Origin of the sequence: Agreia sp. PsM10 (assembly GCF_030433855.1) — a bacterium.
In the GTDB taxonomy this organism is placed as follows: domain Bacteria; phylum Actinomycetota; class Actinomycetes; order Actinomycetales; family Microbacteriaceae; genus Agreia.
Map to the genome: position 1 here is coordinate 377,238 of NZ_JARUXC010000001.1, position 12,434 is coordinate 389,671.

Genomic DNA, 12,434 nt, shown 5'->3' on the forward strand with positions numbered 1-12,434 from the left:
GGGTGCGCCGGCCTAGCCCCACACATCAGTGACGAGTGTGTCCATCAGGTTCGGAGTCGAGACGTTGGCCTGGCTCACGCGGATGAACACGCCGTCGCGCACGAGAACGGTCTGACCGACCTCGACGTTGTACTTGCTCTCCGTCTCGAACTTCGCACACGTCTGGGCGGAACCCTCCTGGGTGCAGCTGAACCCCTCGGCCGGCAGCGACTGCAGGTAGGGGGCCGAAACGGCGGGATCGACCTCGCCGATCTCGACGGACAGGTTCGTGATGTCGGCCTGCGGGTCTCTCCACACGCATCGGAGTTCGGTCGCCGACAACATCGCCTCGAGCAGCGTCGCATCGCTCGGTGCGGGGGTCGGCGAGATGGAGCCGGACGGCGTGTAGTACGGCCCATCCGGGGTTCCGACCACGGCAGGGTCGTTCAACGGCCAACTCCCGAACGTGGACGTGAAGGGCGTGGAGGCGATGAGCGAGGCGCAGTCGGTCGGGATCGTGTATGCGGCCCGCTCGGGAGCCGGGGGCGTGGTCTCGGGAACGGCAGGTTCGGCGCTCGACGTGGGGGGTGCTGCCGAGGCCGGGGGTGTCGTCGCCTGGCCGTTCGACGGTGCCCCCGCGCATCCGGTCAGCACGACCGCGAGAAGGGTGACCGAAACGCCGAGCAGAGCTCTCACTGTGTTACCGCTTTCGTCAATCGACCTGATGGCCAGCATAGGCCCGGTCACGAGGGCAGCGCGAAGCCGTCCGGCGTTCGGGCGATCAGGCCGTCGCGGACGAGCCCGTCGACGGCCCGCTCGAGCTGCACGCCGTCGTGCCAGACCGCATCCACCGCACCGACGGAGACGCCGTGGGCGCCGTCGCTCGCGCGAAGGAGCGCGAGAACCAGACCGCGCACCTGGCGGTCGGAGCCCTCGAACTTCTTCTGCACCTTCTTCTTCGGCCCACCCGTCTCGGGGAAGCCAGCCTGCAGCCAGGCGCAGGAGGAGCGCACGGGGCAGATGTCGCAGTCCGGTCGGCGCGCCGTGCACACCACGGCGCCGAGCTCCATGATGGCCGCGTTGAATCGACGGGCGTCGTGCTCGTCGTGGGGCAGCAGGCGCTCCATGGCCTCGAGATCCCGACGCGCACTCGGCGGCCCAGCGTCGTCGCGTCCTTCGATCGAGCGGGCGATGACGCGGCGGGTGTTCGTGTCGACGACCGGATGCCTGTCGCCGTACGCGAAGACGGCCACGGCTCTCGACGTGTAATCGCCGATGCCCGGCAGCGCCCGTAACGCCCCGACGTCGGACGGCACCACGCCGTCGTGCGTCTCGGTGATCGCGACAGCGCAGGCATGCAGCCACAGGGCGCGTCGCGGATATCCGAGCGACTGCCACGCACGCACGGCCTCGCCGGGGGAGTCGGCGGCGAGGGCCGCGGGTGTCGGCCAGCGCTCTAGCCACTCCGCCAGGCGCGGAACGACCCTCACCACGGGTGTCTGCTGCAGCATGAATTCACTGACCAGGATGCCCCAGGCCCCGAAGTCGGGAGCGCGCCACGGAAGGTCGCGGGCAGAGGCGTCGAACCACTCGATGAGGGCCCTTGCGTAGTCGCTCGTGCCGCTGTCATGTGTCGACCCTGTGGCACGGATGTTCGCATTCACCTCAACAGCCTAGGTGCCGTCTCATGCTCATCGCCGGCGGACGCCGCAGGGCGCGGCAACGCTGGACGCTAGATTCTGTTCTGACGGAACCTGCATTCATTGACCACAGGGGGAGCGGATTGTCCGAGGTGGATGGAGGGATCGAGGCCAGCTTCGATCGCGAGTGGCAGACCTGGCTCGAGCAGAAAGCCGTTCGGCTGCGGGAGCGGGACGACCTGTCAGCCGAGCGAGAGGTCGTGCACACCGTGCTGTTCGAACGACGGATGTCTGCGAGACGTGCCGTGAGGATCATCCGCCGATCCCGATCGGTGCGCCTCACCCGCACGAACGGTCGACCGAGGTGGGTTCTGGACGCTATTGCGAGCGATGATCTGACCGACGAATCCGTTCGGCACTCCATCAAGTTCATGTTGACTGTCGCTGACGCGTGCAAGGGAGACTACGACGGCTTCGGTGCAATGGTCGTTCTCCCGGAGTAGACCGCAGCTCGCACGCCCCGCCCTATCGACCCGGCCGGGCGAGGGCGTGCCTACACTGGACGAGTGCCCCTCGACGCCTCATACGACCATGCTGCAGCACGTCAGTTCTTCGACGCCCAGGCTTCGGAGATCGCCCACAACTACGGGAGGGGCCGAGCCGTCGTCGCCGTAGACGGAGCGGTCGGTTCGACGGAGTTCGGTCGCGAACTCGGAGCCGCCTTGGCCCGGGCGGGGCACACATCCGTGTTCGCGTCTATCGATGATTTCGTGTCGTCGCCGGCCGACCGCATCGGTGCCCGCCAGACCCCGTCGGAGTACTACGAGCAGCGCTACGACTACGCGACCTTCAGACGAGTCCTCATCGACCCCTTCCGGCTGGGAGGCAGCACCGGTTTCGTCGTGGCCGCCTTCGACGAGGGGGCCTCGCGCAGCATCGAGCCGGTCTGGCGAACGGCGCCGCCCGATGCGATCCTCGTCGTCGCCGGTCCGTTCCTCGCGCGGCCGGAGCTGCGAGGCACGTTCAACTACACGATCTATCTTGAGACGCCGCGGCGACCGCGCGATCTCGTGCTCGACGAGGCGCTCGACCACTACGCCGGCGTGGCCGAGCCCCGCTTCACGGCCACGGCCATCGTCGACACCACGGACCCCGAGCTTCCGCGTCGGGTCTTCGCCGACAGCTGCTGAGCCGTCGGGGCCGGCCCTGCGTCTAGGCTTGTCGCGTGCCAGATCCGTTCACCCGCCCTCGAGCCGAGCCGTCGACCCGAAGCGGCATCCTGCTCGTCGACAAACCCGGCGGCATGACGAGCCACGACGTGGTCTCCGCCACCCGACGTCTTGCAGGCACCCGCAAGGTCGGACACGCCGGCACCCTCGATCCGATGGCCACAGGGCTTCTCGTGCTCGGCATCAACAGCTCGACGCGTCTTCTGACGTTCGTCGTGGGACTCGACAAGGAGTACCTGGCCACCATCCGGCTCGGTGAGGGGACGACGACCGACGACGCGGAGGGCGAGGTGACCTCGACCGCCGCGGCGGGGGTCGTGGCGGGTCTCGGTGACGATGCGATCGGAACGCAGATCGGCCGGCTCACGGGCGACATCGTGCAGGTTCCCAGCACGGTGAGCGCCATCAAGGTCGACGGCAAGCGCGCCTACGCTCTCGCGCGGGAGGGCGTCGACGTGCAGTTGAAGGCCCGTCCCGTTACCGTCAGCGAGTTCGAGGTGCTCTCGCGAACACCCGCGACGAGCGCGTCCGGCACCCCCGTCGTCGATCTCGAGGTGCGCGTCGTCTGCTCCTCGGGAACCTACATCCGAGCCCTCGCCCGCGACCTCGGTGCAGCCCTCGACACGGGCGGCCACCTGGTCGCGCTGCGCCGAACTCGAATCGGTCCATTCTCGGTCGACGCGGCGGCCGAGCTCGACACCGTGGTCGTGGCCGACGCGCTGCAGTCGCCCTCGCAGGCCGCGTCGGAGCTCTTTCCGACGCTGCGGCTGAGTGAGGAGCAGACGATCGACCTCGGGCACGGCAAGAGGCTCGTGCTGGGCGACGTTCCGGATGCGTCGGGCCCGGTCGCCGCGATCGCACCCGACGACAGACTGGTGGGTCTGGTTGCGGTATCGCATGGCACAGCGAAGATCCTTGCCAACTTTCCGTCAGATGAACCCCAGACGAAGCCGGACGACGCATGATCGAGTGGTTCACCACGGTGCAGGTCGTCGTCGCCGTCCTCGCCGGGGTCCTGTGTCTCGTGCTGGGCTTCGCCAAACGCGCGCCCAACGACATCACGCTCGGGGCGACGGCCCTCGTCGAGCTCCTGCTCGTCGTGCAGCTCGTGGTGGCGATCGTGGCTCCGGCCGTGGGCAACCCGCCGAGCGGGGATCCTCTCGAGTTCTACACCTATCTGGTCTCGGCGCTGCTGCTGCCGCTCGCCGGCGGTTTCTGGGCGCTCGTCGAGCGCAGCCGCTGGAGCACGGTGGTGCTGGGCGTCGTCTGCCTCGCCATCGCCGTGATGGTCTACCGCATGAACGTCATCTGGTTCGTGCAGCTCGCGTGATCGGTGCATCGGGCGCATCCAACGCGCCGGGCAGGGCCGCGGCACCGGTAAACTGAATCGGCCATGGCACAGGACAAGACAATCGCACAACGCACAGGCCGCTCCTCAGGAGTCGGACGAGTGCTCATCGTGGTCTACGGCATCCTCGCTCTCGGAGCGACGGGCAGATCGTTCGTTCAGATCGCCGGTCTTCTCCGCGACTCCGAACCCGTGTCGCTCGCCTATTGGCTCTCGGCTCTGGCGAGCGTCGTCTACATCGTGGCGACGATCGCCCTCATCGCACCGGGCCGCGCGTGGTATCGAGTCGCCTGGGCGACGATCACCTTCGAGCTCGTCGGCGTGCTCGTGGTCGGAACGCTGAGCCTCACCCACCCCGAGTACTTCGCCCGGCCGTCGGTGTGGTCCTGGTACGGCAACGGCTACCTCTTCATCCCCCTGGTGCTGCCGGTGCTCGGCATGCTCTGGCTCAGGGCTCACCGGCCGTCCCGCGAGCCGGAGGGCACCGCGTCGTGAAGATCTTCACCGACCTCGCGTCCGTGTCGATCGACCGGGGGCGTTCCGCCGTCACTATCGGCAAATTCGACGGTGTGCACGCAGGCCACCGGGCCGTCATCCGGCAGCTTCTCGACGTCGCCGCACGAAACGACCTCAGCAGTGTCGTCGTGACCTTCGACCGTCACCCCCTCGACCTGCTTGCGCCGGGCAACTGTCCCGCGACTCTCGTGGGCACCGAGCGCAAGCTCGAGCTGTTGTCGTCGACGGGGGTCGAAGCGGCACTGGTCGTGGCGTTCGACAGGCCGTTCGCCGACCAGACACCCGAGGAGTTCGTGTCGCGCATCCTCGTCGACGCCCTGCATGCCAAGGTCGTGCTCGTGGGCAGGGACTTCCGCTTCGGGGTGCGCGGCACCGGTGATGTGGACGCTCTGCGACGCCTCGGCAAGGAGAACGACTTCACCGTCGAACTCATCGAGGACGTGCGGCTGGAGGACGACCGCCGCGTGTCGTCCACGTGGATCAGGGAACTGCTGCGCGACGGCGATGTCGAAGGGGCCGCCGGCCTGCTCGAGCACACTCCCACCGTGCGCGGCGTCGTGGTGCACGGCGCCGCCCGAGGGCGCGAACTGGGATTCCCCACGGCGAACCTGTCTCCCGAGTCGCAGGGTCTGATCCCGGCCGACGGCGTCTACGCCGGATGGCTGACCGACCAGGGCGTGCGCTACAGGGCGGCGATCTCCGTCGGGAACAATCCCACCTTCACCGGCGTTCCGCAGAAGCAGGTCGAAGCCTTCGTTCTCGATCAGGACATCGACCTCTACGATCACGTCGTCGACGTGGAGTTCACCCATCGCATCCGCGGCATGGTCAAGTACACCGGCGTCGGGCCGCTCATCGAGCAGATGAACGACGACGTGCAGCAGGTCAGACGACTGCTCGCCTGATCGGCCGACGCCGTGTCGGTCAGACCGAGCGATAGACGAGGGCTGCGGCACCGATCAGCGGACCGTCGGTGTCGAGACCGGTGGGAAGCACCTCGACGCGGCGTGCGTAGTCGAAACGCGAGTACCGGTCGATCGCCGTGCGGATGATGTCGAACAGGTCGGGGGAGACGCGCGCGAAACCGCCCCCGATCACCACGACCTCGAGGTCGAGCAGCGTCGAGACGGATGCGATCGCGCGCCCGATGGCCGTTCCGCTGCGTGTCACGGCCGCCACGGCGATGCGATCCTTCGCCGCGTAGGCTCGGGCGAGGTCCTCTCCGGTCTCGCCCTCGAAGCCTCGGGCCTGCGCCCACGCGACCGTGTGCGGACCGGCGGCGATCTCCTCGAGCGTGCACGGGGCATCCACGTCGGTGAAACCGGGAACCTCGACCTGCCCGATGTGGCCCGCGTTGCCGGAGAACCCGGCGACCACGGAGCCGCCGGAGATGACGCCGCCACCGACACCGGTCGACACGATCATGCCCATCATGTTGTCGCGGCCCCGGCCAGCGCCCACCCAGTTCTCGGCCAGGGTGATGCAGAGGCCGTCGAGGCGGAGCACGGCCGGGGCCGAGTGTCCGAACTCGCGGGCGACCGCGGCGACGGTGTCGCGCAGCGGAAAGTCGCGCCACACCTGGAGGTTGACGGGGGAGACGAGCCCCTTCTCGCGGTCGATCGGCCCTGCGGCGCCGATTCCGATGCCACGAAGGGAGAGTGTGCCGGGGAGCGCCTGGAGCGAGGACCTGCAGACGGAGGAGACGGCCTCGGCGAGTTCGTCGGCTGATCGGTCGCGGCCCGTCGGATGCCTGAACCGGCTGCCCTCGAGGAGGGTTCCGGTCTCGTCGACGAGTGCGGACTCGACCTTGGTTCCGCCGAAGTCGACGGCGAGCACGACGCTCGTCGAGTGCTCTGTCGGCTCGGAGATCGACGCGGTCGGATTCAGGCTCTCTGCTGGCACCGAACCAGCCTAGGGCACCTCGCCCGCCACACGGTGAAGCCCGAGCCGGGGCTGGGTGTCGACGCCAGAGTGTCGACGCCAGAGTGTCAATGCCTCGCCGTGCTCGCCGACGCGCCGTACCGTGAGGAACATGGATTCCTCCGCGCTGCCCCTCGTTCTCGTCACCGGTGCAACGGGGTACGTCGGAGGCAGGCTCGTGCCCCGCCTCATCGACGCCGGGTTCCGGGTGCGCGTCCTGGTGCGCGACCCCCTCAAACTCTCGGACGTTCCGTGGGCCTCCGACGTCGAGATCGTCACAGGCGACCTCGACGATGCATCGACGCTGCCCGCGGCCACCGATGGCGTCGAGGTGCTCTACTACCTCGTGCACTCCATGGGCAGGCCCGGCCACTTCCGCGAGCAGGAGGAGCGCGCTGCGCTGAACACCGCCCGCGCGGCGAAGGCCTCGGGGGTGAAGCGCATCGTCTATCTCGGCGGTCTGCACCCCGTGGAGGGCCGCCTGTCGGAGCATCTCGAGAGCCGCAAGCGCGTCGGCGAGATCCTGCTCGCCTCGGGCGTGCCCACGATAGCGCTGCAGGCCGGGGTCATCATCGGCTCGGGATCGACCTCGTTCGAGATGGTGCGCCATCTGACCGACGTGCTTCCCTACATGCCGGCCCCGCGCTGGGTGCGCAACCGCATCCAGCCCATCGCCGTGCGCGACGTGCTCTACTACCTCGTCCACGCGGCCTCCGTACCATCCGAGGTCAATCGGGCGTTCGACATCGGCGGGCCGGATGTGCTCCGGTACGGCCAGATGATGAACGGATACGCCCTGGAGGCGGGGTTGAAGCAGCGGCCGATCGCCGCTCTGCCGGTGATGACCCCGTGGCTCGCGTCGCAGTGGGTGAACCTCGTCACCCCGATTCCGCGTGCTCTCGCGGTGCCCATCATCGCCTCGCTGCAGTTCGACTGCGTGGCGCACGACGACGACATCCGGCAGCTGATCCCCGATCCCGAGGGGGGACTCACCTCGTACCGTCGTGCTGTTCGTCTCGCGCTCGGCAAGATGAAGGCGGGCGAGGTCGAGACGAGCTGGCAGAACGCCGTCGTGCGGGGCGCGGCGAGCGATCCGCTGCCCTCCGATCCGGAATGGGCCGGACACACCGTGTACCTCGATGTCAAACAGCGCAGGAGCAGTGCAGGCGCCTCCGAGCTGTGGAAGGTCATCGAGGGAATCGGCGGCGACAACGGGTGGTACTCGTTCCCGCTCGCATGGGCTGCCCGCGGGTGGATGGACAAGCTGGTCGGTGGCGTCGGTCTGCGTCGCGGCCGTCGCAGCGCCACTGAACTGCACAGGGGAGACGCGCTCGACTTCTGGAGGGTGGAGGCGATCGAGCGGGGGTCGCTCCTGCGGCTTCGAGCGGAGATGAAGGTTCCCGGCCTCGCCTGGCTCGAGATGCGCGCCTCCGAAGCAGACGACGGTCGTGGGTCCGTCTACGACCAGCGGGCGGTGTTCTTCCCCCGCGGCCTGGGAGGCCGTCTGTACTGGTTCGCCATCCTCCCGTTCCACGGCGTGATCTTCAACGGCATGGCGAATCGCATCACCGCGACGGCGGAGAAGGCGACCCGTGATCGGCGCAGTCCGGCCTCGCCTCCGCGGGAGGCTGTTCCCTCCCCCTGAAAGGGGTGCCGCGTATCATGGCTGGAGAGCACTTACGGAGGCACGATGACTGACAAGCCTGTGACCGCATTCGTCGGAGACAGCATTACCGCAGCAGGAGCCTGGCAGGAGTGGTTCGCCGATGTCGATGCCCGCAACTTCGGGGTCGACGGCGAGACGACCGACGGGCTTCTCGAGAGACTCGATGCAGTGATCGAGAGCGACCCGCAGACTGTCGTGCTCCTCATCGGCACGAACGACCTGGCGGAGCGTCGCGGCATCGAGCGCATCGTCCGCAACATCGAGAGCGCCCTCGTGCGCCTGCACCAGGAGCTGCCGGACGCACGCATCCTGCTGCAGTCCGTCCTTCCCCGCGGGCGAGAGTACGCCGAGAACATCAGAGAGATCAACCGCCACATCTGGCAGTTCGCTGCAACCCAGAGAGTGCACTACCTCGATCTGTGGCCGGCGATGGCCGACGCCGACGGCGAATTGAAGGCAGAATTCACCGATGACCGTCTGCACCTCAATGAGGCCGGGTACGACGTCTGGCTGTCGGAGCTCCGGCCCGCATTCGAGAGGGTGAACGATCTTCCCCCCATGTCTCGTCCGATCAGGCTGCCCGACCTCTCCGCGCAGTGACGCGCGCCCGGCAATCGGAGCACAGGCCATGACCGTGGATCGTCGCACGTTTCTGGTGGGCGCAGCGACCGGCGCAGCCGTGCTCGCCCTCTCGGCCTGCGTCGGTCCGCCCCGGCCGACACCCACCACGGCCACGGGAACACCCACGCCGACACCGGGTGCGGTTCCCAGTCCGAACGGATTCATCCGCTCGAACTGGTCGGCGGACCCCTTCTCGCTCGGCAGCACCAGCTACCTGCCCACGGGTTCGGCTCCCGACGCCCGCGAGGTGCTCGGCGAGAGCGTGTCCGACAGGATCTTCTTTGCCGGCGAGGCCACCAGCACGGAGTTTCCCGGCACCCTGAACGGTGCCCAGAGCTCCGGCGCGCGGGCGGCCGCCGACGTCCTTCAGGCGGCGTCCGACGGCGAACGCATCGGCATCATCGGCGCAGGGCTCGCGGGCGCGGCGGCAGCCAGGGCGCTCGTCGCTGCGGGTTACGAGGTCCTGGTGTTCGAGGGCCGCGACCGGGTGGGCGGCAGGGTGGATGCGCACGGGCCCGGAGACTGGCCGGTGGTCGTCGACCTCGGCCCGTCGTTCGTGCGGGGCGTCGACTCCTCGACCCTCACGGACTCCCTCGCAGAGCTCGACGTGGTGACCGTTCCCGTCGACGCGACCTCGCGCGTGCAACTGACCGTCGCATCCGATGCCGTGCCCGACAATGCCGTCGGACCGGATGCGCTGGCCGCTGCCGTGACCTGGGGCGCGATGCAGAGCAGAGACCCGAGCCTCAGCGCATCCCTCGCCGGTTCGGGCGGTTCGTCGGTCGACGGCACCGCCGACGAGATCGGAGTCAGCCCTGCATCTCGCGTGGCCGAGTACGTCGACCGCACCGTCGTCACGGTGCTCGGAGCGGACGCGGTCCAGCTGTCGACCTGGTACGGGCTCGATGACGCGGCGCAGGGGGAGGGCGGCGACGCCTTCGTCGTGGGCTCGGCCCTGCCTCTTGTGACAGAGCTTCTCGACGGAGCAGACGTGGCCCTGTCGACGCCGGTTCGCGAGGTGTCGGTCGACGACGACGCGGTTCGCCTGAAGATGGCCACCGGCGAGTCGCTCCGGGTCGACCGAGTGATCGTCACGGTGCCGCTCGGCGTGCTGCAGTCGGACTCCATCACCTTCGACCCCCCGCTTCCCTTCGCCCACAGATCCGCGATCGCCTCCCTCGGATCGGGCACCGTCGAAAAGGTCTGGCTGCGCTACGACACCCCGTTCTGGACCGAGGAGGCAGCCTTCTGGAGCCTGGTGGTCGATTCGCCCCCGTACGGTGCCGACGAGGCGCCCTCGCCGGCCGCGACGCCGACGCCTGATACTGAGGACTCGATCCTGATCCGTCAGTGGATCAACCTCATGCCCCTGACAGGCGATGCCGTGCTGATCGGCCTGATCGGGGGCAGCGACGCGCTCGCGCTGTCGGAGCTCGGCGACGACGACGTTCGGGAGATCGCCCTGGCGAGTCTTCAGCCCTTCCTTCCCGCGTCCTGACGGCCTCTCCTCGAGAGTGCGATCAGACCGGCCGCGAGGCCCATGATGACGAGCAGGATGGCGCCGGAGTAGGCGGCGAATTCCAGAGGGCCGGACACCTGGCCGGGGTCGAGGAAGAAGTAGGGGTACCAGCCCACGATCGCGCCGCGGATCATGGTGAATCCTCCCCACACGAGCGGGTAGATGAGCACGAGCCAGAGTCGTCTCCAGGCGATAGGGGAGCGTCCGGGAGCGAAGATCCAGTCGATGATCACGTACGACGGAATCCAGAAATGCAGCAGCTGGCTCGACCACGGAACGACGATCCGGTAGTTGTAGTCTCCGGCCTGGCTCACGATGAGCCCGAAGACGATGCCGGAGATGATCGTGAAGGTGGCCGTGAGCATCCGGGCCGTCATGATCCAGCCCGGGTCGGTCGATCTCCTGAATGACAGCCAGGCCCCGAGGCACATCACCACGACTCCGGCCGCATTGCTCTGGTTGGTGAAGTACGCGAAATAGTTTGCTTTGGAGAAACTGCTGAACCCAAGGATGTACTGGTAATCGCCGACGAGGGCGACGATTCCCACGATCGCCACGACGACGCGCGCCACCCCGAAGGCGGTGCGCGCTCTGCTCTGGCCGGAAGTCGGCCCGGTTCGACGCCGCACGCCGACTAGAGTCGCTCGATCAGGGTTCTGTAGAACCGGATTCCGGACAGGAACGTGGCCACGTGCATCCGTTCGTCGATGGCGTGCAGGGTCGCGCGCTCGTCGGAGGACATCTCGAAGGGCGTGAATCGATAGACGAACGGGCTGATCGCAGTGAAGTGTCTGGCGTCGCTCGCCCCGAGCATGACGTAGGGCGACACGATCGCGCGCGGGTAGACGGCGGAGACGGCCTCGGAGATGAGCTGCCACGCCTCACCCGACGAGGGGGAGACGGGGGACGGCTCGCTCGGCGTGCTCGCTGCGACCACGACGAGAGGGTCGTGGATCGCGCGCCTGATATGCCTCAGGGTCTCGTCGACGGTGGAGTCTATGGCGATGCGGGTGTTGACCACGGCGACGGCCCTCTCGGCCAGCGCGTTGGCGGAGTCGCTCGCACGCAGCTGCGTCACCGCCGCGGTGGTTCGCACCATAGCGTTCGTCTCGTCGCTGAGACGGGCGAAGAGGGCGAGCAGGGGGCGCCTGAAAGTGTCGACGCGGGTGAAGACGAAGCGCAGCAGCGGCGTCGAGTGCGCCCCGATCGTGCGGATCATCTCGATGTTGGGAGCGGTGAGCGATGCGGGAAAGCGCCGGGCGTTCAGACGCACGAGTGCCCGGGCCAGCCGGGCGGTCGCCGTCATGCGCGGGGGAGTCGATGCGTGTCCGCCGGACTGCTCGACCGTCAGCGAGATGTTCGCCATGCCCTTCTCGCTGACCCCGACGACCGCGCTCGGGCGATGGACCCCCGGGAACACCTTCTCGATGACGGCACCGCCCTCGTCGAGAACGAGACGGGGGCTGACACCCCTTCTCGCGAGTTCGGCCACGAGGCTCGCCGCTCCGGAGCCCGCCGTCTCCTCGTTGTGCCCGAAGCTGAGATAGATGTCGTGTTCGGGAACGAAGCCCGCGCCGAGGAGCTGCTCGACCGCTTCGAGGATGGCGGCGACCGCTCCCTTGTCGTCGAGGGTGCCTCGCCCCCAGACGATCGCATCGGCACCCGCGCCGGTGACGACCGCGTCGAACGGCGGATGCGTCCAGGCCGTCGGATCGTCGGCCGCGACCACGTCGTAGTGGGCCATCAGCACGGCCTCCCGCCCGGACTTTCTGCCCGCCCAACGCATGAGGAGGGCATGGCCGTCGACCACATCGACGACGAGTTCGCGGTGCACGAGCGGATACAGCTGCCCGAGCGCGCCGATGAACTCGTCGAACCGCGCCCAGTCGATGCGTGATTCGTCGAGCCGAGAGACGGTCGGGATCCTCAGGAGGGTGCGCAGGTGCTCGAGCGCATTCGCGTCGTCGTGCCGCCCGGTCGCCTCGTCTTCCACACG

Annotated in this window: 14 protein-coding genes; 9 read left to right on the forward strand and 5 right to left on the reverse strand. The window is 68.3% G+C overall.

The annotated features are described in order from the left end of the window. Nucleotides 1–12 precede the first annotated feature (12 nt). Nucleotides 13–675, reverse strand: coding sequence for a hypothetical protein (locus QCD70_RS01785; RefSeq protein WP_301213407.1), 663 nt, complete (start codon nucleotides 673–675; stop codon nucleotides 13–15). A gap of 47 nt (nucleotides 676–722) precedes the next feature. Beyond that, nucleotides 723–1,643: an A/G-specific adenine glycosylase gene (locus tag QCD70_RS01790; protein ID WP_441004900.1), complete on the reverse strand. Its 921-nt coding sequence runs from the start codon at nucleotides 1,641–1,643 to the stop codon at nucleotides 723–725. Between the two features lie 23 nt (nucleotides 1,644–1,666). Here QCD70_RS01790 and QCD70_RS01795 point away from each other — a divergent pair, with 23 nt between their 5' ends. From QCD70_RS01795 to QCD70_RS01820, 6 genes are all read left to right on the forward strand, one after another. Next, nucleotides 1,667–2,122, forward strand: coding sequence for a ribonuclease E inhibitor RraB (locus QCD70_RS01795; RefSeq protein ID WP_301213408.1), 456 nt, complete (start codon nucleotides 1,667–1,669; stop codon nucleotides 2,120–2,122). 63 nt (nucleotides 2,123–2,185) lie between these two features. After that, nucleotides 2,186–2,809: a hypothetical protein gene (locus tag QCD70_RS01800; protein ID WP_301213409.1), complete on the forward strand. Its 624-nt coding sequence runs from the start codon at nucleotides 2,186–2,188 to the stop codon at nucleotides 2,807–2,809. 35 nt (nucleotides 2,810–2,844) lie between these two features. Further along, a complete protein-coding gene (gene truB, locus QCD70_RS01805) occupies nucleotides 2,845–3,813 on the forward strand; it encodes a tRNA pseudouridine(55) synthase TruB (RefSeq protein ID WP_301213410.1) in 969 nt (322 codons plus the stop codon). After that, nucleotides 3,810–4,178, forward strand: coding sequence for a hypothetical protein (locus QCD70_RS01810; RefSeq protein WP_301213411.1), 369 nt, complete (start codon nucleotides 3,810–3,812; stop codon nucleotides 4,176–4,178). The genes truB and QCD70_RS01810 overlap by 4 nt, the downstream gene beginning before the upstream one ends. Before the next feature lie 63 nt (nucleotides 4,179–4,241). Further along, nucleotides 4,242–4,691 (forward strand): hypothetical protein, encoded by a 450-nt coding sequence (locus QCD70_RS01815; RefSeq protein WP_301213412.1) that lies wholly within the window; start codon nucleotides 4,242–4,244, stop codon nucleotides 4,689–4,691. Beyond that, nucleotides 4,688–5,617 (forward strand): bifunctional riboflavin kinase/FAD synthetase, encoded by a 930-nt coding sequence (locus QCD70_RS01820; protein WP_301213413.1) that lies wholly within the window; start codon nucleotides 4,688–4,690, stop codon nucleotides 5,615–5,617. The genes QCD70_RS01815 and QCD70_RS01820 overlap by 4 nt, the downstream gene beginning before the upstream one ends. 19 nt (nucleotides 5,618–5,636) lie before the next feature. On the opposite strand, the gene QCD70_RS01825 is transcribed toward QCD70_RS01820, so the two are convergent. Further along, entirely contained in the window at nucleotides 5,637–6,614 is a 978-nt protein-coding gene (locus QCD70_RS01825) for an ROK family protein (protein ID WP_301213415.1), read from the reverse strand. 130 nt (nucleotides 6,615–6,744) lie between these two features. Here QCD70_RS01825 and QCD70_RS01830 point away from each other — a divergent pair, with 130 nt between their 5' ends. Genes QCD70_RS01830 through QCD70_RS01840 form a run of 3 tightly spaced genes read left to right on the forward strand, consistent with a single transcriptional unit; the run spans nucleotide 6,745 to nucleotide 10,417 of the window. Further along, the gene (locus QCD70_RS01830; RefSeq protein WP_301213416.1) at nucleotides 6,745–8,277 is read left to right on the forward strand and encodes an SDR family oxidoreductase; all 1,533 of its coding nucleotides are present in this window, start codon (nucleotides 6,745–6,747) and stop codon (nucleotides 8,275–8,277) included. Between the two features lie 45 nt (nucleotides 8,278–8,322). Beyond that, nucleotides 8,323–8,898, forward strand: a complete 576-nt coding sequence (locus tag QCD70_RS01835) for a GDSL-type esterase/lipase family protein (RefSeq protein WP_301213418.1) — start codon at nucleotides 8,323–8,325, stop codon at nucleotides 8,896–8,898. Between the two features lie 28 nt (nucleotides 8,899–8,926). Further along, a complete protein-coding gene (locus QCD70_RS01840; RefSeq protein WP_301213419.1) occupies nucleotides 8,927–10,417 on the forward strand; it encodes a flavin monoamine oxidase family protein in 1,491 nt (496 codons plus the stop codon). Here QCD70_RS01840 and QCD70_RS01845 read toward each other — a convergent pair. Together QCD70_RS01845 and QCD70_RS01850 are read right to left on the reverse strand one after the other, a co-directional pair. Next, entirely contained in the window at nucleotides 10,393–11,067 is a 675-nt protein-coding gene (locus QCD70_RS01845; protein WP_301213420.1) for a Pr6Pr family membrane protein, read from the reverse strand. The two genes, QCD70_RS01840 and QCD70_RS01845, sit on opposite strands and share 25 nt — an antisense overlap. 5 nt (nucleotides 11,068–11,072) lie before the next feature. Further along, nucleotides 11,073–12,431: a M20/M25/M40 family metallo-hydrolase gene (locus QCD70_RS01850; RefSeq protein ID WP_301213421.1), complete on the reverse strand. Its 1,359-nt coding sequence runs from the start codon at nucleotides 12,429–12,431 to the stop codon at nucleotides 11,073–11,075. Between the last annotated feature and the right edge of the window lie 3 nt (nucleotides 12,432–12,434).

Bases quoted from the DNA above. Each gene is read 5' to 3' on its own strand.
- QCD70_RS01840 (WP_301213419.1), top strand. From the start codon at position 8,927: ATGACCGTGGATCGTCGCACGTTTCTGGTGGGCGCAGCGACCGGCGCA.
- QCD70_RS01830 (WP_301213416.1), top strand. From the start codon at position 6,745: ATGGATTCCTCCGCGCTGCCCCTCGTTCTCGTCACCGGTGCAACGGGG.
- QCD70_RS01815 (WP_301213412.1), top strand. From the start codon at position 4,242: ATGGCACAGGACAAGACAATCGCACAACGCACAGGCCGCTCCTCAGGA.
- QCD70_RS01795 (WP_301213408.1), top strand. From the start codon at position 1,667: ATGCTCATCGCCGGCGGACGCCGCAGGGCGCGGCAACGCTGGACGCTA.
- QCD70_RS01810 (WP_301213411.1), top strand. From the start codon at position 3,810: ATGATCGAGTGGTTCACCACGGTGCAGGTCGTCGTCGCCGTCCTCGCC.
- QCD70_RS01835 (WP_301213418.1), top strand. From the start codon at position 8,323: ATGACTGACAAGCCTGTGACCGCATTCGTCGGAGACAGCATTACCGCA.